General features: G+C 61.2%; 20 protein-coding genes and 2 pseudogenes. 20 read left to right on the top strand and 2 right to left on the bottom strand.

Going from position 1 to position 20,262, the window contains the following annotated elements; translation table 11 throughout:
* Positions 1 to 12 precede the first annotated feature (12 nt).
* The gene (gene gnpA / locus CKA38_RS00095) at positions 13 to 2,223 is read left to right on the top strand and encodes a 1,3-beta-galactosyl-N-acetylhexosamine phosphorylase (RefSeq protein WP_108823679.1); all 2,211 of its coding nucleotides are present in this window, start codon (positions 13 to 15) and stop codon (positions 2,221 to 2,223) included.
* An 80-nt stretch (positions 2,224 to 2,303) separates the two neighbouring features.
* On the opposite strand, the gene CKA38_RS00090 is transcribed toward gnpA, so the two are convergent.
* Together CKA38_RS00090 and CKA38_RS00085 are read right to left on the bottom strand one after the other, a co-directional pair.
* The gene (locus CKA38_RS00090; RefSeq protein ID WP_108823678.1) at positions 2,304 to 2,936 is read right to left on the bottom strand and encodes a response regulator transcription factor; all 633 of its coding nucleotides are present in this window, start codon (positions 2,934 to 2,936) and stop codon (positions 2,304 to 2,306) included.
* Positions 2,911 to 5,871 (bottom strand): sensor histidine kinase, encoded by a 2,961-nt coding sequence (locus CKA38_RS00085; RefSeq protein WP_257791588.1) that lies wholly within the window; start codon positions 5,869 to 5,871, stop codon positions 2,911 to 2,913. Before CKA38_RS00085 ends, CKA38_RS00090 begins: the two co-directional genes overlap by 26 nt.
* A 311-nt stretch (positions 5,872 to 6,182) precedes the next feature.
* Between CKA38_RS00085 and CKA38_RS00080 the strand changes: the two are divergent.
* The 19 genes and pseudogenes from CKA38_RS00080 to CKA38_RS15585 all read left to right on the top strand — a co-directional run.
* Positions 6,183 to 10,481 (top strand): annotated as a pseudogene (locus tag CKA38_RS00080) (right-handed parallel beta-helix repeat-containing protein); the annotation flags it as partial.
* A gap of 119 nt (positions 10,482 to 10,600) precedes the next feature.
* Positions 10,601 to 11,050 (top strand): immunoglobulin domain-containing protein, encoded by a 450-nt coding sequence (locus CKA38_RS16075; RefSeq protein ID WP_161554637.1) that lies wholly within the window; start codon positions 10,601 to 10,603, stop codon positions 11,048 to 11,050.
* A gap of 18 nt (positions 11,051 to 11,068) precedes the next feature.
* The gene (locus CKA38_RS00070) at positions 11,069 to 11,428 is read left to right on the top strand and encodes a hypothetical protein (RefSeq protein ID WP_108823674.1); all 360 of its coding nucleotides are present in this window, start codon (positions 11,069 to 11,071) and stop codon (positions 11,426 to 11,428) included.
* Between the two features lie 198 nt (positions 11,429 to 11,626).
* On the top strand, positions 11,627 to 11,935 hold the full coding sequence (locus CKA38_RS00065; RefSeq protein ID WP_108823673.1) for a hypothetical protein: 309 nt from the start codon (positions 11,627 to 11,629) through the stop codon (positions 11,933 to 11,935).
* Between the two features lie 54 nt (positions 11,936 to 11,989).
* On the top strand, positions 11,990 to 12,286 hold the full coding sequence (locus CKA38_RS00060) for a peptidase associated/transthyretin-like domain-containing protein (protein WP_108823672.1): 297 nt from the start codon (positions 11,990 to 11,992) through the stop codon (positions 12,284 to 12,286).
* Positions 12,250 to 12,870 (top strand): polysaccharide lyase family protein, encoded by a 621-nt coding sequence (locus CKA38_RS16910; RefSeq protein WP_161554636.1) that lies wholly within the window; start codon positions 12,250 to 12,252, stop codon positions 12,868 to 12,870. The genes CKA38_RS00060 and CKA38_RS16910 overlap by 37 nt, the downstream gene beginning before the upstream one ends.
* Before the next feature lie 204 nt (positions 12,871 to 13,074).
* Positions 13,075 to 13,836: a hypothetical protein gene (locus CKA38_RS15160; protein WP_152032581.1), complete on the top strand. Its 762-nt coding sequence runs from the start codon at positions 13,075 to 13,077 to the stop codon at positions 13,834 to 13,836.
* A gap of 2 nt (positions 13,837 to 13,838) precedes the next feature.
* Positions 13,839 to 14,522 carry an autotransporter-associated beta strand repeat-containing protein gene (locus CKA38_RS00045; protein WP_152032580.1) on the top strand — a complete coding sequence of 228 codons (684 nt, stop codon included), beginning with the start codon at positions 13,839 to 13,841 and terminating at the stop codon, positions 14,520 to 14,522.
* Positions 14,523 to 14,546: 24 nt separating this feature from the next.
* Positions 14,547 to 14,693: pseudogene (locus tag CKA38_RS16845) on the top strand (putative Ig domain-containing protein); the annotation flags it as partial.
* 34 nt (positions 14,694 to 14,727) lie between these two features.
* Complete coding sequence (locus CKA38_RS15910; RefSeq protein WP_202863932.1) at positions 14,728 to 14,868, top strand: hypothetical protein; 141 nt, start codon at positions 14,728 to 14,730, stop codon at positions 14,866 to 14,868.
* 48 nt (positions 14,869 to 14,916) lie between these two features.
* Positions 14,917 to 15,588: a putative Ig domain-containing protein gene (locus CKA38_RS15905; RefSeq protein WP_161554635.1), complete on the top strand. Its 672-nt coding sequence runs from the start codon at positions 14,917 to 14,919 to the stop codon at positions 15,586 to 15,588.
* Complete coding sequence (locus CKA38_RS00030) at positions 15,530 to 15,952, top strand: hypothetical protein (protein ID WP_108823667.1); 423 nt, start codon at positions 15,530 to 15,532, stop codon at positions 15,950 to 15,952. The genes CKA38_RS15905 and CKA38_RS00030 overlap by 59 nt, the downstream gene beginning before the upstream one ends.
* A 172-nt stretch (positions 15,953 to 16,124) precedes the next feature.
* Positions 16,125 to 18,590, top strand: coding sequence for a putative Ig domain-containing protein (locus CKA38_RS00025; protein ID WP_108823666.1), 2,466 nt, complete (start codon positions 16,125 to 16,127; stop codon positions 18,588 to 18,590).
* Positions 18,493 to 18,840 carry an NHL repeat-containing protein gene (locus CKA38_RS00020; protein ID WP_108823665.1) on the top strand — a complete coding sequence of 116 codons (348 nt, stop codon included), beginning with the start codon at positions 18,493 to 18,495 and terminating at the stop codon, positions 18,838 to 18,840. Before CKA38_RS00025 ends, CKA38_RS00020 begins: the two co-directional genes overlap by 98 nt.
* Positions 18,837 to 19,019 carry a hypothetical protein gene (locus tag CKA38_RS16905; RefSeq protein WP_161554956.1) on the top strand — a complete coding sequence of 61 codons (183 nt, stop codon included), beginning with the start codon at positions 18,837 to 18,839 and terminating at the stop codon, positions 19,017 to 19,019. Before CKA38_RS00020 ends, CKA38_RS16905 begins: the two co-directional genes overlap by 4 nt.
* Positions 18,949 to 19,158 carry an immunoglobulin domain-containing protein gene (locus CKA38_RS00015; RefSeq protein WP_161554634.1) on the top strand — a complete coding sequence of 70 codons (210 nt, stop codon included), beginning with the start codon at positions 18,949 to 18,951 and terminating at the stop codon, positions 19,156 to 19,158. The genes CKA38_RS16905 and CKA38_RS00015 overlap by 71 nt, the downstream gene beginning before the upstream one ends.
* Positions 19,159 to 19,400: 242 nt before the next feature.
* A complete protein-coding gene (locus CKA38_RS15590) occupies positions 19,401 to 19,613 on the top strand; it encodes a carboxypeptidase regulatory-like domain-containing protein (protein WP_161554633.1) in 213 nt (70 codons plus the stop codon).
* Positions 19,613 to 19,936 (top strand): TonB-dependent receptor plug domain-containing protein, encoded by a 324-nt coding sequence (locus CKA38_RS00005; RefSeq protein WP_108823662.1) that lies wholly within the window; start codon positions 19,613 to 19,615, stop codon positions 19,934 to 19,936. The genes CKA38_RS15590 and CKA38_RS00005 overlap by 1 nt, the downstream gene beginning before the upstream one ends.
* Before the next feature lie 92 nt (positions 19,937 to 20,028).
* Positions 20,029 to 20,196, top strand: a complete 168-nt coding sequence (locus CKA38_RS15585; RefSeq protein ID WP_161554632.1) for a hypothetical protein — start codon at positions 20,029 to 20,031, stop codon at positions 20,194 to 20,196.
* Positions 20,197 to 20,262 lie beyond the last annotated feature (66 nt).

The following is a 20,262-nucleotide window of genomic DNA, read 5'->3' as shown; positions in this document are numbered from 1 at the left end:
ATTCCCTTTGCCATGTCCACAAACATTCCTTCTTTCTCCGGCAGTTTCACGCTTCCCGGCGAGGCCGGCTTTGAACAGCTCACGCTCCAGCTCGCAAAAAAATGGGGCGCCGACACCATTCGCGACTCCGACGGCACACAGCTTTCGCCGGAGATCACGCAATCCGGTTATTCGATTTATTCGACGATCTGCCTCGTGCGTTCGGTGCAGCCTTGGGCGCGCAAGAATCCGCACAAGCTCCAGCAAAATTTCCTCATGTCGAGGCCGGTTGTCGCGGCGAAACCGTCCGTCACGATTTCGTTGCTCGACGGTTATTACACCGAGCAGTTTGTCGTGAACGTCAAGGACTCGCCGAAGCAGTGGTGGCAGGTTTTCGACCGCACCACGGGCGGTGAAGTGCCGAAGGCGAAGTGGAGCGTTGATCCGAAAAAAGGCGCGGTCATCATCACCGGCGCAACTCCCGGGCACCGTTACACGGTCAATTTTCTCGCGTTCCGTATCTGGGAGGAAATCTCGATGTATAATCACCTCACCAACAACTGGGGTGATCGCGAGCATCTCTCCGCCGTCGATCCCATGCATCCGGAAACGCAAAAGGCGCTGCTCGCATATCTCGACGGCTGGCTGCGCGACCATGCCGACACGCGCGTCGTGCGTTTCACGTCGATGTTTTATAATTTAACGTGGTTCTGGGGCGCCGACCACAAACGCCTGCGCGACGTGTATACCGACTGGGCCGATTATGAAATGACCGTGAGCCCGCGCGCGCTGAAACTCTTCGAGAAAAAATACGGCTACAAGCTCACCTCCGAGGATTTCGTCAACGGCGGCCTCTACAATTCCACGCACAACGCCCCGACGCGCCGCTACCGCGACTACATGGCGTTCATGCACGACTTCGTGATCGAGTTTGGCCGCAAGTGCGTCGATCTCGTCCACAAGCACAAGAAGCTCGCCTACGTTTTTTACGACGACAACTGGATCGGCGTCGAACCGAGCAGCCCGCGCTTCCATGAGTTCGGTTTCGACGGCCTCATCAAGTGCGTGTTCAACGCCTTCGAGGTTCGCCTCTGCGCGCACTCGCGCGGCGTGTCCACAAAAGAGCTGCGCCTGCACCCGTATCTTTTCCCGACCGGACTCAAGGGCGAGCCCACCTTCCAAAAAAACGGCGGCGGCAACCCCACGCTCGACGCGAAAAATTTCTGGATCGACGCGCGCCGCGGCATCGTGCGCGCGCCCATCGACCGCATCGGCCTCGGCGGCTATCTCTCGCTCGTCGAACCGTGGCCCGACTTCCAGGATTACATTGAAAAAGTGGCCAACGAATTCCGCCTGCTGAAATCATTCCACAAGGGCGACAAACCGCATGTCGCGCCGTTCAAGGTCGCCGTGCTCACCGCGTGGGGCGATCTGCGCGCGTGGACGTGCTCCGGCCACTTCATGGCCAACGTCGAACTCTACCACGTGCTCGAGGCGCTCTCCGGGCTTCCGCTCGACGTGCAATTCATCAGCCTCGACGACATCGCGCAAAACGGCGTGCCGCGCGGCGTGAAGGCGATCATCAACTGCGGACGCGCCGGCACCGCGTGGAGCGGCGGCGCGCATTGGGCCGACCCGCGCGTCGAAACCGCGATCACGGAATACGTGCAACGCGGCGGCGGCCTCATCGGCATTGCAGAGCCAAGCGCGCTCCCGCAGGCCGGGCAAAACTTCCGCCTCGCGCGCGTGCTCGGACTCGATCGCGACAACGGCGAGCGCGTCGCCAACGGACGTTACAAATACGACCTCTCTCCAAAGCATTTTATCACCGAGGAATTGGCCGACGTGACGCTCGATTTTGGCCCGAAGGAAATCGACAACATTTATGTTTTCGACGGCGACACGCATGTGCACGCCGAGCGTCCTGGCGAAGCTTCGCCGCGCCTCGCCACGCACGCCTTTGGCAAGGGTCGCGCGGTGTATATGAGCGGATTCAAATTCACCTACGAAAACACGCGCCTGTTGCACCGCGCGCTTTTCTGGGCCGCCGCGCACGAGGCAAAGTGGGGCGTGTGGCACTCCGAAAACCTCAACACCGAGGCGACGTATTTTCCGAAGCGCAAAAAGCTCGTCGTTATCAACAACGCCGGCACGCCGCAAGCCACGCGCATCACGCTCGCCAACGGCAGGACGGCGAAGACGGTCAACCTCGAAGCGCACGGCATCGCGATTCTGGACATGTGAGCCGGGGATGTTGCGGCTCACCGGGGACAGTTCGCCCTACCAAAAGGCATTTCCTCGCGACAATTTAAACCGAAACAGCTTTAGCCGAAATATTTGTTTACGGCCTCCATGCGGGAGTGCACGTGGAGCTTGTCGTAGATGCTGCGCAGGTGGCTGTTCACGGTTTGCACGCCGATGCCGCATTGCGCGGCGATTTCCTTTGCGGAGAGTCCGCGCGCGGCCATTTGCAGGATTTCGATTTCGCGCAGGGTAAGCGGATCGTCGAGGCTTTGGCTGGCGCTCACGGGTTTGTCCTTGTGAAAAAACTGGATGACCTTGCGCGCGATTTCGCCGGTCATGGGCACTTCGCCCTTTGAAAGATTTCTGAGCGCGGCGAGAAGCTCTTCCGATGACGAGCGTTTGAGGAGGTAGCCGCTCGCGCCGGCTTCGAGCGCCTTGAAGATTTCGTCAGTCTCCTCGTAGATTGTCAGGATGAGAACCTCGGTTTTTGGAAGGACGCGCTTGATGTGGGCGGTGGCCTGGATGCCCGAGCCGTCGGGCAGGTTGATGTCCATGATGACGACGTCCGGCTGCGCCTCGGGAATGCGCGCGAGGGCGCTTCGGTAGTTGCGGCACACGCAGGCGAGTTCCATGTCGGGCGCGCGCGTGATTATGCGGGAGAGCTCCTCCGCGATCTCGGATCGGTCTTCAACAATGGCGACTTTGAGTGGCATCCGGGTTTTTTGGCTGGGGGTTCGCCCCGCCTCCGTATTGGGGCGGGCGGCATTTGAGAGGCGAGTCTATTGTGATCGTCGAACCATTCCCCGGATTGCTTGTTATGTCAACACGTCCTCCAATCTCAGCCATGCGCGTTCGCATATTGTAGAGGCCGTTGCCCTCGTTGTTTTCGGGCGCGTTCGGATCGAAGCCCCGTCCGTCGTCGGCAATGACGAGGCGAAAACGCTCGTTTTCGACACTCATGGTGATGGTGGCGCGCGCGGCTTGCGAATGTTTGAGGATATTGTTCAGCACTTCCTTTGCGATGGACAGGATGTTGTGGCGGGCTTCGGGCGTGATTGGCAGGTCAGGGATGGTGTGCGCGCCATCGGCGGTGCACAGGATTGGCGTGCCGGCGAGATGGCGCTGGGCATAGCGCACTATGTATGCGGCGAGCTGCTGCCAGGAATCATTTTGCGGGTTTACAGTCCAAACAACGCCGTGAAGATCCTCCACAAGGTAGTGCGACTGGGTGACCAGGTTTTGCGCGAGCTCCTTCACCGGGGTCGGTTCGTCCTCGCGGAGCAGGCTGTCGGCGATGTATCCGATTTTGGTGACACGGCCGCCGAGCTCGTCGTGCAAGTCGCGCGCGATGCGCGTGCGTTCGCGCTCCAGGGCGTGCTCATGCTCGAGGCGGCGGAGCCGTTGCTTGAGGAGGCGGTTGGAAACCTTGAGCGCGATCCACGAGACGAGCGCGACGCAGGCGAAGGCAAGGATCGCGCGAAACCACACGGTCTGCCACCACGCGGCCGCGACGATGATGACGAGGGAGGTTTCGGCGCGGCTCGCGCCGCCGTCGCCGTTGATCGCCTCGACGCGGAACACGTAGCGTCCTGGCTGGAGGTTGGGGTAGGCGCAGTGGAGTTCGCCGGTGGCGTCGTTCCAGTCTATGTCGAAGCCCTCGAGCATGCGTCGCACGCGCACGCGTCCGGGATTCGAGAAATCAAGCGCGGCGAAATGCAGCTCAAGCTGCCCGACGCCCGGGCCGATATGAATTGAACCCTTGCCGGGCACGGGAACGCGGGCTCCGTCGATATGGATGCCGTCGATGTAAACGGGAAGCGGCTTGGGTGTTTCGGGCGGGCGCACGGCGTCGAAACCGACAACGCCGCGATAGGTGACAAACCACAGGTTGCCGTCGCGGTGCTTCCACGCCATGGGCTGGATGCCGACCATGCCGGAGATTCCCTCAAGGTTGTCGTCGCGCCCGAAGAGCGTGGCGTTGACGGGGGAGCCGGGCGCGTCCGCCGCGGCCAGTAGTTGTTTTATGGATACATGAAAAATGCCCCGGCGACTGCTCACCCAGAGGCGTCCGTAGCCGTCTGCGATGACCTGGTTGATTATGTTGTCGGGCAGGCCGTCGTCCTGGGTGAAGAGGCGCGGGGTGTCTTCTCGCCAGAGGACGAGGCCGCTGGTGGTGCCGAGCCAGAGGTTGTTTTCGGAGTCGACAAAGAGCGTGTGCAATTGCGCGTCGAGGGCGCCGTGGGGGAGTGATTGCGCGATGAACTTTTTTTCGCCGTCGGGCGCGTCCTCGCGCACTTGGAAGAGCCGGCCGTTTTCCAAGGCCATCCATATTTCGCGGCCTTTCGGTGTCTTGCGCTCGGCGATGCTGGCCACCCGCGAGCCAGGGAAGCCGTCCTCCGCTGTGAATTCGTTCACCACGCCGTTTTTTATGACGGCGAATTTTGAGGATGCCCAGCTCAGCCAGAGGTTTCCCTTGGAATCGCAGAAGAGAGTTTGGATGCCGCGCAGCGCCGGATTGACGTGACGCAGGACGCGCTGTCCGTCGTCCGCCTTGACGGGTGTTGAATACAGGCCGCTCGCCGTGCCGACCCAGATGGTGCCGCGCTGATCCGCGCAGACATTGATGACAAAGGGCATGTTTCGGGTGGGGGCTTTTATGACGGTGATTTCGCCGTTCTCGACACGCACGAGCCCGCCCGCCTGGTTGGCGCACCAAAGCGCGCCGGTTTCGTCAATGCTCACCGATGTGCTCACGTCCATGGGCAGGCCGGCGTCGCTGTTCAGTATCACGTGGCGGTTTGGTTTCAGGTGGACGAGCCCGGCGGCGTAGATGCCGAGCCAGATGTCATTGTTGATGTCCTCGTTGATGGCATGCACGCGGTCGTATCGAAGCGCCAGGGGCTTCAGGTGTCCGTCGATTAGGCGCAGCACGCCGTCGCGCCGGGTTGCCAGCCAGAGCACGCCGTCCTTGCCTTCATAAAAATGCTGAAGCCCGGCGCGCGCCATGGGCCAGTCCTTGCCGGAGAGCACGACATTCCAGGTGCCGCGTGTCGTGTCGAAGCGCGCGAGGTTGTCGCGGCTCGCGACCCAGAGCCCGCCGGCGCGCGCCTTGGTTATCATGACCGAGCGGGGGCTTTGTTTTTCGTAGCGATGCAGTTCGCCGTCCTCATACCAGCCGAAAAAATCGCCGCCTGCCACCCAGGTGCGGTTGTTCTCGTCGCTCACGAAACAGAAGGTGGAATTGCGCCGGGTGACGCCCGCCTCGGTGTCGAAGATTTCCATTGCGCCCGCGCCGCCGGCTTCCGACCAGCGCATGATCGACGGCGAGTCCGTGCCGATCCAGACGGCGCCGGTGTGATCCACCGCGAGGTCGCGCGGCGTGATGTTGGCTAGGTGCTCATTCGCCGGATGCAGTTCGTATTTTCCGTTGCGCAGGCGAAGGAGTTTGTTCGCCGCGTTGAGCAGCAGGATTGTGTTTTCATCCTCGATCGCGAGGGCGCGGATATTGTATCGGCTGTGGGCAAAATCCTCCGGTATCGGATATTCGATAAAGTTTCTCCCGTCGAAGCGTGCCAGGCCGCCCAGCGTGCCTATCCAGAGAAAGCCGCGCGAGTCGCGCACGATGTTGTTGATGCCGTTGTGGGGCAGCCCGTCCTCGACGAACCAGTTGTGTATGATGAACTCGGGGCCGGTGCTTTGCGCCTGCTGAGAATTCGTGGCGGGGGTTTGCGCTGCGCGGGCCAGCGGGACGGCGGCGAGGAGAATGAGAAAGAGGGGATCAGGCGTGTGATCGGGGGTTTCATTTAAACTACTCTGCCAGAGTGCGTTTTTTTAGGCATCCCTAAAAATAGGGGTGCGGAGGGGCATGGGCGTTTTGGTATTTTTACGTCGAAAAGTAACAAATTTTTGACCGTCGCCCGCTCCACGCCCCTCGCTCCAACACACCCTTGATCCCTTTTATGCGCACCCAAACAAACACCCTGCCCACGCCCGCAATCACTCGGGTCTTTAGCATCGCAAAAACGCTTCTGCTCGCCGGCGCCTCCGCGCTGATGTTGCAGGGCGCCGCCTTCGCCCAGAACGCGACGCTTACCTGGACCGGCGCGACCGACGGCAACTGGAACTCGACATCGCAAAACTGGATCTACAACGGCTCGCCCGCGACGTTCATCAACGGCGACGCGGTCGTGTTCGATGACACGTCGAGCACCGCGACGATCGCAATCCCCGGCGCGGTTTCGCCCGGATCGGTCACCGTGGACACGACGCGCGCGCTTACCTTCGCGCCCGCCGCCGGCGGAGGACTTTCCGGAAACATGCAGTTGCGCAAAAAGGGCGCGGGCACGCTGGCGTTTTCCGCCACGAACACGGCGTTCACCGGCACGACCACGGTGGAGGCGGGGGCGCTTCAGGTTTTTTATCCTGCGGTTAATTACGTCACATCGTCCTTCGGTCCGGTCGTTTTGGCGGGAGGAACACTCACGATGGACGCCTCGACCTCCATCGTTCTCGACCACTCGATCCTTATCCCCGAGGGGAAAACAGGTGAGATGCGAACCGGCCGCGCTTTGCGCATCGGCGGAGCCGTGACAGGCTCCGGCACGTTCACGGTTACAGCCGGAAACATTATCGATATTTATGGCGAATCGTTCGCTAACTTTTCTGGCGAGCTTCGCCTCAATACAACTTCATCCACTGTCAGGCAGATACGCCACCTCAACGGCACCAATGGCTACGCCGCCTCAAAGGGCACCGAGTTGGCCAGCGCAAGCGTTATACTCAACAATGTCTATATCGAGCCGCATGGTAGCGGCGCGTCGACTGGCACAATTAGCTTTGGCGCGCTGGGCAATGTCATTGGCACGGAAAGGCTCGTGGCCCGCCCCGCCAACGGCACGACGGTTTTTGCCATTGGCGCGCGAAATCTCGACACCGTTTTCAGCGGAACTATCGAGAATAAAACCGCCGCGCAAATCGCCGCCCTCACCAAGGTCGGCACCGGTATGTTCACGCTCAGCGGTGTGAGCACCTATACCGGCGCGACCACGGTCAGCGCGGGCGCGCTTCACCTCACCGGGCATCTCTCCGGCGCGAGCGCGGTCACGGTCGCGGGTTCTGGCGCGTTTGGCGGTTCCGGCACGAGCACGGGCGCGGCAACTTTTGCGGACGGCTCCACGCTTCTCGCCGATGCCACCGATGCGGGCGCGCTCGCCACCTTCAATGTCGGCGGCGCCGTCGCGCTCGGCTCCATCCTCAAGGTCACGCCTGTCGTCCCCGAGGGTGTCACGCTGGTTCCCGGCACCTACACAATTCTTCAGGCTGCCGGCGGCATCACCGGCTCGCCGTTGTTTATTTGGGATGAATCCGCCGCGCCGGGATTTGTCGCCAGCATCACCATTGTCGATGCAAACAAAATACAGGCCGTCGTTTCCGTTGACTCCGGCAGCCCGCGCCCGGTCATCACCAGTGAACTCGCTGTCTCGGGCAATTATCGCGACGCCTTCAGTTACACAATCACCGCCAGCAACGCCCCCACTTCCTTCGCCGCGGCAAATCTTCCCGAAGGCTGGTCGATCAATACCGCCACTGGAGAAATCACTGGCGACATCAAAACTACAAGCCCCATTGCCCTGACCATTGTCGCTGTCAATGGCAACGGCGCCACTTCGGCCACGCTTAACATCAGCGTTGAAGGCACCGTTGGTCCGTTCGACTGGTTTGTCGCGCCCGATGGCGATGACAACGCCACCGGCACGCTCGCGCGCCCCTTCGCCACCATCCAGCGCGCGCAGGAAGCCGTCTCGCCCGGCGAAACCGTTTACATTCGCGGCGGCACCTATGCCATGCAGGACTCGCAGATCGCGGCATACAGCGGCGTTTTCGCCTACGTCACCGACCTCACCAAAAGCGGATCAAGCGGCAGCCCGATCACCTACGCCGCGTATCAGGACGAAAAGCCCGTTTTTGACATGAGCGCGGTCAATCCTGCCGGATACCGAATCCACGTCTTCAGTCTTAAAGGCTCCTGGATACACATTCGCGGCCTCGAAGTCATCGGCGTGCAAGTGAACATCACCACGCACACCCAATCCATCTGCTTTGAGGTCACCGGCAACGACAACATCCTCGAGCGCCTCTCCATGCACGACGGCAAGGCCATCGGTGTTTACATGTCCGGCAGCGCCGCGCGAAACCTCGTGCTCAACTGCGACGCCTACAACAACTGGGACGACGTTTCCGAGGGCGGCGCGGGTGGAAACGTGGACGGCTTTGGCTGCCACGGAAACGGCGCGGGCAACATCTTCCGCGGCTGCCGCGCCTGGTATAACAGCGACGACGGATTCGACTGCATCAACCAAAACCAATCCGTCGTTTTTGAAAACTGCTGGGCCCTTTACAACGGTTACAGCAAGGACGGCGTCTCCCGCGGCGACGGCACCGGTTTCAAGGCAGGCGGCTACGGTATCGCAAAATCCGACGTCCCCAATCCCATCCCTCGCAACACCGTGCGCAACAGCATCGCCGTCAAAAACAAACGCGGCTTCTACGCCAATCATCACCCCGGCGGCATCGATTGGTATAACAACAGTGCTTATCAAAACAGCTCCGATTATAATTTCCTCGGCTATCAACCTAATGCCGATCCGAACCAACCGGGCGTTGATGTTCCCGGCACCGATCATGTCATCCGTAACAACCTCAGCCATGGAAACCCGCTGAACAGGATACTCAGCAACCTCGCCGACACCGGAAACACGATGGATCACAACGCCATCCCGACTGCCGCCGAACCCGCGCAACTCGCCGACACCGAATTCGAAAGCGTCGATTTCACTCAACTCACGACGCTTCCCCGCAAGGCCAACGGCGACCTGCCGGACATCACCTTCCTAAAACCCAAACTCGGCAGCGCCCTGATTGACGCCGGCATTGATGTCGGCCTTCCCTATGCCGGACTTGCGCCCGACATCGGTGCGCATGAGAACACCGCGCCCGTCATCACAAGCGAGCTCACCGCGTCGGCCGCGCAAGGCGTTGCATTCACCTACACCATCACCGCGCTCAACGACGCGACCGGCTACGCGGCCGCAAGCCTGCCCGCCGGCCTCGTCATTGACACCACGACCGGCGTCATCAGTGGCACACCCACGGTTGCGGGATTATTCAATGTGACGCTTTCCGCAACCAACGAACAGGGAACCGCCACCGCCACCCTCACCCTTACCATTACCGCGCCCACCGCGCCCATTTTTACCGGAGGTGATGAAATCAATATCAACGGCGTCGCGGGGGCGTCCTTCAATTACACGATAGCGATCACCAGCAGCTCGCCCGTGACGTTTGCCGCCGATGATTTGCCTGCCGGACTTGCCCTCGATCCGGCCACGGGCGTCATCAGCGGAACACCGGCAGTAACCGGCGTCTTCACCATTACCATCACCGCAACCAATGCGATAGGATCCACCGAAAAGCAGATCACGATAACCATCAATGGACAGTCCGCGCTTGTCGTTCTCGCGGGACTCGCCCAAACCACGGGTGCTGCGAACGGCGCCGTTACGGTCGCGCGTTTTAATTCTCCCGGAGCCCTCGTCGCGCATCCCAACGGCAATCTCTACATCGCCGACACGCTCAACAACGCCATTCGCGCCATTGATCCGCGCGGCAATGTTTCCACAATCACGCCAATCGGTTCCACGTTCTCGCAACCCGCCGCGCTCGCCGTCGGCGGTGGCGGCGCGCTCATCATTGCCGACACCGGCAACAACGCCATCCTCTCACTCAACCTCTCGACTCGCCAAGTCACCACGCTCACCTCGGGAATCGCGCAACCCGGCGGGCTCGCTTGCGACACCGCGGGTAATCTTTATATCGCCAGCACCCAGCGTCACGTCGTTTTTAAACTAGCCGCCGGCGCAAGCACAGCCACCATCGCCGCCGGTGCGCTCGACACATCCGGCGCGAGCGATGGTGATTTCACGACCGCTCGCCTCAACGCTCCCGCCGGCATCATTCTCGGCTCCGACGGGCAACTCTACGTTGCCGACACGCTCAACAATGCCATCCGGAAAATCGATCCGGCCAGCGGCACCATCAGCACGGTCGCCGGGCGGCTTGGTGTGAGCGGCACCGCCGACGGCCTTGCAGCAGACGCTCGTTTTAATCAACCCAAGGGACTCGCCGCCGACTCAGCCGGCAACCTTTACATCGCTGACACAGGCAATCACACCATCCGTCGTTTCGACATCGTTTCCGGGGAGGTTGTCACCAGCGCCGGCCTTGCAGGAAGTCCCGGTTCGTCCGACGGCATCGATTCCGATGCGCGTCTCGACTCCCCGCCTCCATCACGACTGACAGCACTACGGGCGATATCTACGTGGCCGACACTGGCAACAGCACCATTCGCGTGTTTCTCGACAGTCCGCGCATTCTCGGCCACCCGGAAAACAGAATCGTCGCCACCGGTGCCACCGCCACCTTCACTGTCCTTGCCATAGGCGCGCCAAACCCCGCCTACCAATGGCAGAAGGACGGTGAGATCATCTCCAGTGCGACCGCTTATTCTCACATCATAACAAATGTGCAGCAGGCGGATGTCGGTGCTTATTCCGTTTTAGTTTCCAATGAAATGGGTGGGATCGTCAGCAACACCGCCACGCTGACAATAACCGCCTCTACCAGTGGCACCAACACCGGCACAACCGCTCCGCCGCCGACCGGTGACGACACCGACAAGGGTGGGGGCGGGGGCGGCGGCGCGCCGGGTCTCCTCTACCTCGTCGCGCTCACGATCCTTGCCGCGCTCCGCCGTTTGCGGACAGCCTGATCCACTCCGATTAAAGCCATGCGCCACCTGCCGCTTCTTGTCGTCACAATCCTGTTCGCTTGCCAGTCGCTTTGCGCAGCCGCCGTTGCAACCGGGCTTGTGACGCTTGAGCGGCACGACAAGACGATCATCCTCTCCAACGGTCTTGTTCGCGCCGAGATTGACCGCGCCACGGGCAACCTCGCGCAATTCAGCCTCGGTGAGCGCGCCGTCCTCGCCTCGCCCAGTTATCTCGACTGGCACACCGGAAAAAATAATCACCTCGCGCGTCCGGCGCTCACCATCGCCGCCGATCCCGCAAAAAATGCCGGACAAAAAGCCGAGCTCGTTTTGCCCAAAACGGCCGCGGCGAAATCGACGTCGCGCTCCACTATGTGATGCTCCCCGGCGAGCGCGCGCTGCGCATGTTCGCCGTCTTCACTCATCCGGCGGACCGCGCCGCGTTCACCATGGCGCAGGCGCGTTTTGTTTCGCGAGTCAGCGACAAACTTTTCGATACCATTGCCGTCGATGCCGACCGTTTTCGCGAACTTCCCCGGCCGACACGCCTTTTGAAATTCTCGGCCCGAAGAATCCATGCGTTTCACCGGCGGCCCGTGGAAGAATCAAATCACCGACAAATATCACTACTTCACCGATGCCGGCGGGCACTATGCGCACGGCTGGATTGGCGGCAACTCCCGCCTCGGCTGCTGGATTATTTACGGCAGCACCGAGGACCAAAACGGCGGTCCCACGCGCCAGCACAACACCGCGCACTGGCAGCGCATTCTCCTGAAAATCCTCGCGTGCTCGCACTACGGCGCGCCGAACACAATCGCCCCCGCCGGTCGCGCATGGCAAAAGTTTACGGCCCCTGGATGCTTTATCTCAACGAAACGCTGACCCCGCCGCGCTTCGCGCCGACGCCGAACGCCAGGCCGCGGCGGAGCGCGCCGCATGGCCGCGCCCTGGCTCGATCATCCCGCTTTCGCAAAAGCCGCCGAGCGCGGCGCGGTCGGCGGACGCCTTGTTGTTCGCGATCCGCAGTCGCCCGCCGCCAACGCCGCGAACGCGTGGGTCGGTCTCGCCGAGCCGTCGCCCGACTGGCAGCGGCAGGCGCGCAACTACCAGTATTGGACGCGCGCCGATGCGCGAGGAAATTTCCACATCCCCTCCGTCCGCGCCGGAAACCACACGCTCTACGCATTGTTGACGGCGTGCTTGGCGAGTTTCGCCGCGACGACATCGCCGTGAATCCCGGAGCGACAACCGCGCTCGGCGATCTCATCTGGACGCCGGTGCGCCACGGACGTCAGCTCTGGGAAATCGGCACGCCCGACCGCACGGCGCGGGAATTTCGTCATGGCGACAATCACCGTCGATGGGGACTGTGGCTCGAGTATCCGAAAGACTTTCCAAACGACATCACCTACATCATCGGCAAAAGCGATCCCCCGTCGCGACTGGAACTATGCGCAAATCGCGCGCATCCAGCCCGACGGCACGTATCGCGGCGCCACATGGCGAATCTATTTGACTGCGACAATCCATATCGACCGGCGGCGGCGACGCCGTGCTGCACCTCGCGATTGCCGGGGCGCACACAGCATCCTGCGCGTCCTCGTCAACGGGCGCGAGGCCGCCATCGTGCGCGATTTGCCGAAAGACACGCGATGATGCGCGCCGGCATCCACGGCCAATACACCGCGGCGCGACGTGCGATTCCCCGCGGACTGGCTGCGCGAAGGGCAAAACGAAATCGCCCTCGAACACCAAGCGCCAACGCCGTGGCTAAAAACATCATGTATGATTATCTGCGCTTGGAAGTGCCGCAATGATAGCATAATTTTGCAGTGTTTTTCCATGGATTATTTTAGGCGTGCTGCCCTGGGTGCGGACTAAATAAAAAAATCATCGGCAAGATCCCTAAAAATAGGGATGCGGTATCTCTTACTTCATTTGGTATCCTAAGCAAATACTGCACCCAACCCTGCCATTCCCCTTTCACGTTTTAGTTCGCCATGTCCCCATTTCACAAATCCATGCACAACGAACCCATCCATCCGACACGCACGTTCAGACACGTTGCGACCGCCTCACACCAAAAACGCCTGCGCATGATCGTGAGCTCGTTTGCCGTGGCGCTTGGTTGTTTCCAAGCGGGATTGAAGGCCGCGGATCTTGTTTGGACGGGCGATGTCGATGGCAACTGGGACACCCCACATCCAACTGGATCAACGGTGCTGCTCCCGCAGCCTTCGCCGCTGGCGACGGCCGTCACTTTCGACAATACCTCGACGACCGACACCATCAACATCCCCGGCGCGGTTACACCCTCGGCGATCACGGTTGATGTGACACGCGATCTGACCTTTGCGCCCGCATCGGGCTTTGGCATCAACGGCAATATTCCTCTGCGCAAAGCAGCATGGGCGCGCTTATTTTTTCGGCGACGAATACCGGCTTCAGCGGCACGGTCACCATTGAGGCAGGCATATTCCGAACTATGCCCCGGCATCAAATATCGTCATGTGCACGGGACCGATCGTCTTCGCCGGCGGAACCTATTCGCTCACCGCGGCGTCAAACAGCAACCAGCCAAACCTCGATCAATCTTTCACCGTGCCGGCGGGAGTGACGGGCGAGATCACCACGCCAAACCGTTTTGCACTCAACGGTGGTGTGCTTGGTTCCGGAACCTTGATTCTGAATATCAATACCACGGTTTCCCGGGGATTTTCAAAACGACTTCACTGGATTCAGCGGCGAATTGCGCTTGGCCGGTTCGGGCACCGCGCGCATAGGTTTGAACAAACTTTCTTCCGCCCAGCCGGTCGCCGTTCCGGGAACGAGCTGGACAAACACCGCTCTTGTCATTGATGGCTCCGTGGGTCTTTTGCCGAACACGGCTTCGTATGGAAACACCATGGCCATCGGTTCTCTCGCCGGATCGAGTGCGAGTGCAAAACTTCTTGGCGGAAGCAACGGACTTGTCACCTATGAGATTGGCGGCAAAAACCTCGACACTTCATACGCCGGTTCCATCGAGACCAATGCCGCGCTCACCAAAGTCGGCACGGGCATGCTCACGCTCACAAATGCCCATACCTATACCGGCGCGACCACCATCAGCGCCGGCGCGCTCCATGTCACCGGCCAGCTTGCCGGTGCCAGCGCGGTCAGTGTTTCCACCAGCGCGGCCTTCGGCGGTTCCGGCACGGTCGCCGGCAATGTCACTTACGCCGACGGCGCCACGCTTTTGTCCACCGCGGTTGCATCCGGTTCGCTCCTCGGCATGGATGTAGCGGGCTCCGTCACGCTTGGTTCCACACTCGACATCTCGCCGGTCGTCCCCGAGGGCGGCTTGCTCGTTTCCGCACCTACACGTTGCTCCGCGCCGCCGGCGGCATCACCGGCGCGCCGACGCTTTCCTGGGTTTACTCGGGCACGGGCGTGTCGGCTGTTCTCGGCCAGGACGCCAACACCATAACCGTGGAAATAACCGCATCGCTTCCTGACCGCCGGTCATCACCAGCCTGCTCACGCGAGCGGCACGATTGGCGAAGCCTTCACTTACACCATCGTCGCGAGCAACAATCCCGCGAGTTATGATGCGATTGGCTTACCCTCGGGGCTGAGTATCAACACCGCCAGCGGCGTCATCTCCGGCACGGCGACAGCCGCCGGCACGAGCAATGTCACCATCTCGGCAAACCAATCTTGGCGGCTCCGATTCCAAGATACTCGAAATCACCATCTCCGAGCCGCCGCCTCCCGGCAATGTGCCGGCCATCACCAGTTCACTCGAGGTCACGGGCACGGTTGGCGAGGTTTAATATCAAATCGTCGCTACGGAATATCCCACGGGTTACTCCGCCAGCCCATTGCCTGCCGACCTGTCAATCGCCTCGGCGAGCGGCCTCATCTCCGGCACAATTTTGTCCTCGGGCACGAGCATCATCGAACTTGGCGCAACCAACGCTGTCGGCACCGGCACTGCCACGCTCACACTTAGCGCTTACTCCGTCCCTGTGATCACCAGCGCGACCACCGCAACCGCCCTGGTGGACGAACCCTTTTCCTACACGCTCACTGCGACCGGCGAACCGACAACGTTCGCCGCCACCGGCTTGCCCTCGGGACTTAGCTTCGACTCGGAGACTCGTGAGATCTCCGGCACGCCGACTGTCACCGGCACGAGCAACATCACCCTCACCGCGTCAAACCTCGTCGGCTCCGACACGAAAACGCTTGAATTGACCGTGTATTCGCTCGCGCCCGCCATCACCAGCGAACTCGTCGTGACGGGCACGCTGGGCCAGCCATTCGACTACCAAATCACGGCGACCAACACGCCCACCTCCTTCGCGGCCGAGCCGCTGCCCGAGGGCTTTCCATCGACGCCAGCGGTCGCATCACCGGCACGCTCACCGCCGCCGCGGCACCCGTGTCACGCTCACCGCGAGCAACAGCTACGGCGACGGCACTGCCACGCTCGTGATCTCCATCATCGCCCCTGTCGAGGCGGGCACGCTCGTTTGGACCGGCTCCGTTGACGACACATGGGACAAAACCACGACCAACTGGATCATGACCGGCGCGAGCTCGGCCACCAATTATGCCGATGGCGACCGCGTGCTCTTTAACGACACCTCGGCCAGCGGCACCGTGAGCATTTCCGGAATCATCACCCCCGCGTCGCTCACTGTCGATGTGTCCGCGCGCGATTTGACAATTGATCCCGGCTCAGGCGGCGGACTCTCCGGCGACATTCCCATTGTAAAAAAAGGCATTGGCACGCTGGCATTTTCCGGCACGCACGCGGCATTCTCCGGCACGAGCACGCTGCAGGAGGGCATGCTGAAACTCTATCATCCACCACGTCCTATTTGCTTTCCGGCTACGGGCCGGTTGTGCTGACGGGCGGCACGCTTGCGCTGGACAGCACGGCAAGCGTCACGCTCCTTTTCGAGCAGCCGATCTATGTTCCGGAGGGTAGCACGGGCGGGATCAGAACCAATCGCACCACGCGTTTCGCCAGCCCCATAAGAGTTCGGGCACTCTCACGATCACCGCCGGCAGCAATATCGAGTTGTTTGTCGATACCTTCAGCGAATTCTCAGGGGAACTGCGCGTCAACACCGCGTCGTCCACGCAACGCTGGGTGCGCCCGCTCAATGGCACCAACGGCTACTCGGCATTCAAGGGCACCGAGTGGGCCAACACCAGCATCGTTCTCGACAACGCCTACATCGAACCCCACAGGCAAAGTTGCGTTTCGGGCACGGTTGTCATTGGCGCGCTTTCCAGCAGCGGAACCACTGAGAGACTGGTCAGTCGCGAGGCCACCACCGCTCCCATGTATACGCACTACCAGATCGGCGGAAAAAACCTCGACACGGTTTTCAACGGGGCCATTGAGAACAAAACGGCAAGCAATCCCGCCGGTTTGATCAAGGTTGGCACCGGCCGCTTTACACTCAGCGGCAAGAGCACCCACACCGGCCCCACGATGGTTTCCGCGGGTATGCTTTACCTGACCGGCGAATTTTCAGGCACGACTGCTGTCACGGTATCCGGCTCCGCGGCGTTTGGCGGCACCGGTGTTGTCGCAGGCAATGTCACCTATGCCGATGATTCCACTCTTGTCTTCGCATCCGATGAGGAGGCCACGATTTCCGGTCTTGCCGTCAGGGGCTCGGTCGCGCTCGGCTCGACACGGATGACTGTCACACCGGTTGTGCCCGAGGGTGTCAGGCTCATTAACGGCACTCACACCATCCTCGAGGCCGATGGCAACATCACCGGTTCGCCCACCTTCACATGGTCCTACCCGGCCGACCCCGCAATCACGGCCGATATAGTCATCGTCGGGTCCAAGGTTCAGGTCATTATCGCCGGCGGCGAGGTTGCCAAGGCAGTCATAACCAGTCCGCTCAAGGCAGACGTCATGACGGGCGATGCTTTTACCTACACGCTCACGGCGACTAGTGACCCGTCGAATCCCACGCAACTCAATGCCACCGATTTGCCCGCCGGCCTTTCCTACGATCCGTCAACCAATATCATCAGCGGCACGCTCGCGGCGGGCACCTATGCGATCACGCTGACCGCCAGCAACGATTCCGGAATCACCACCGAAACGCTTACGGTCATTTCCTACGCGACCCTGCCTCCCGCGCCCGTCATCACAAGCGCGGCGCGCAGCGTCGCCGTCATAAACGCGACTTATGTTTATGCAATCGAGGCGGACAACAATCCCACTGCATTCAACGCCACCGGGTTGCCCGCCGGCTTGGAGATCAACACCGTGACCGGCCAGATCACCGGCAAGGCCAAGACGCTCGGAACAAGCGAGGTCACGCTCTTTGCCAGCAACATCGCCGGCACCGGCACCGCCGCGCTCGAGCTCGTCGTATCATTGCCAAAGCCGGAAATTACCAAGGAGAGCGTGACACAAACCCAATACCAATTGTTCAGTCATCAAATCGTCGCGACCAACAGTCCCGCGAGTTACGGCTTGGACAACACCGTTGCCACCGGGGACATCATGGCGTTTCCGTCCACCGTTGTCCTTGATCCGGTCACGGGTGTCATCTCCGGCACTTTTGTCACTACCGGCACCTATCAAGCCTTGATGCAGGCGACCAACGACGCCGGCACAGGCGCCGCCACGCTCAATGTCGTCGTGGTCATCCACCCGCCTGTCATCGGCGGCGCGGATTCCGCGATCGGCATGGTAGGCACACCCTTCACCTATTCGATTGTCGCGGAGCACTCGCCCACGACCTTTGCCGCCATCAACCTGCCTCCCGGACTTTCGGTCAACACCTCGACCGGTGTTATCAGCGGCACGCCCGAGGCCAGCGGTTCCTATCTTGTGAGTCTCATTGCAATGAACACCACCGGCCCCGGCACCAAGCAGGTCACTTTCACAATCAACGGTTCCTCGGCGCTCACCACGCTCGCCGGCTCGGCGGGCTCGCCCGGCTCGGCCGACGGCCCTTCCTCCGACGCGCGTTTTAACACGCCCGGAGCCGGCGTCGCCGATCAGAACGGCAATCTCTACGTCGCCGACACCGGCAACGGTTCCATTCGCAAAATTGCGACCGACGGCACCGTCTCCACCTTCGCCACCGGTCTCAACGCCCCGGCTTCCGTTGTCATTGATGCCGCGGGCGCGGCCCTCTATGTCGCCAACACCGGAGCAAATGGCATTGTCAAAATCGACATTGCCACCGGTGTCGCGACCACGCTTGTGCTTGCCGGCACGCCCGCGCTCAACGCGCCAACCGGTCTCGTCATCGACGCCTCTGGTAATCTATACGTGGCAAATACCGGCGACCATACCATCGTCAAAATCAAACACCGCCACCTGCGAGACCGCGCTCGTCGCCGGTGCCAGCGGCACGCCCGGCACGGCCAATGCCACGGGCGCGGCCGCCGGCTTCGACTTGCCCATGGGGATCGCGATCAATGCCGACTGCTCCTGCCTCTACGTTGCCGATACGGGCAACAGCATGATCCGTCGCATCGAACTCTCCACCGGAGTTGTTGAAACGGTCGCCGGCATCGCGGGCTCGACAGGCAGTGCCAACGGCTCGACAAGCATCGCCACCTTTAACACACCCGAGTCGCTCGCCGTCGACGCCGCGGGTGTCATCTATGTGGCCGATACCGGCAACAACACCATTCGTGTCATCGACACCGTTGCCGGCACTGTTTCCACCTTTGCCGGCATGGCGGGCAGCAGCGGCTCGCAAGACGGTTCGGGCGAGGACTCCACGCTCAACGCCCCGGCGGCATAACAATCGATTCGGTCTCGGGCGAAATCTACGTCCTCGACACCGGCAACCACATTGTCCGCGTTCTTCAGGCCGGCCCCTACTTCACGACACTGCCCAAGGCGCAAACGGTTGACGAGGGCCGGGGCGCCATCTTTACAGCAGTCGCTTCCGGCGCCCATACCGACCTATCAATGGTATAAGGACGGCGTGGCGATTGCTGGCGCGACCGAATCTGCGCTCACAATCAGCTCCGTCACGCGCACCGACGCCGGCCGTTACAGCGTGCAAGCCACCAACCCGATGGGCTCGGTGAAAGCACTCCCGTTTCCCTCACCGTGAATGGCGCCCTCGCAGCAGCCCTCCGGAAACGGCATCAGCGACGGAAACGGCGGCGGCGCCCCCGGCCTTTGGTATTTGCTTGTGCTCGCGCTCCTCGGCGGAGTTCATGTTTTGCGCCGCCGTTTGCGTCGCCGGAATTCGGCAATTCCGTTTGCTATCGTCGCAACGCTTTTTGTGTTTCACGCTTTTGGCTCACTACCGCTCAAGCCCAGGCCCAGACCACAGGTGTCGTTACCGGCAAGGTGAGCAGCGCCAAGACCGGTGTCGCGCTTGCCAGCGCCCAGGTGTTTGTTGATTCGCAGGGCACGCCCGTCCTCACGGAAAGCGACGGCACCTTCCGCATTGGCAATCTCGCGCCCGGCGAGCACACCGTGCGCGTAGCCTACGTTGACCTGGACGACCAAACCAAGACCGTCACCATCGAGTCCGGGTCGCTGTTCATGTCGAGTTTGTGATGAGCTCTGACGTTTACCTTCTCGAAAAATTTGTCGTTTCCTCCGAGCGCGAGGGCCAGTCGGCCGCCGTGCAGCGTCAGCGCCAGTCCGACGTTATGAAAAACGTCGTTGCCACGGACGCCTTCGGCAACCTCATCGACACAAACGCGGGCGAACTTTTGAAAAATCTCCCCGGCATCTTCGTTGACTACGCTGGCGAGGATGTCGGCAGTTTCTCCATCCGCGGCATCGGCTCCGACCAGGGCACCATGAGTGTCGATGGCAACGAATTTGCCAACAGCTCCACCAATCCGAGACCAGCACCGAGCGCGGCGTCGCCCTGAAAAACTTCTCCATTGCCTCCATCGAAAGTATCGAGGTTTACAAATCGCCGCCGCCCTCCTCGCCGGCCAATGCCAACGGCGGCGTTATCAACATGATTTCAAAAAACGCCTTCGACCAGAAAGGCCGCCGCATCCGCATCGATACCAGCATGGGACTCAACACCGCCGCGCTTGACTGGGATCCCGTGCCCCCGGCAACCGTTCCCCCGCCCGTTCTTGGTCGCCGGGCGCCAACGTATATTATTCCGAGGCCTTCCTAGGAAACCGTCTCGGCATCAGTCTTAACGCCAACGCCTATGAGACCTACCGCTTTAACAACACCATCG

This window comes from Ereboglobus luteus, assembly GCF_003096195.1.
Lineage (GTDB): Bacteria > Verrucomicrobiota > Verrucomicrobiia > Opitutales > Opitutaceae > Ereboglobus > Ereboglobus luteus.
This window is presented reverse-complemented; position numbering and strand designations above follow the sequence as displayed.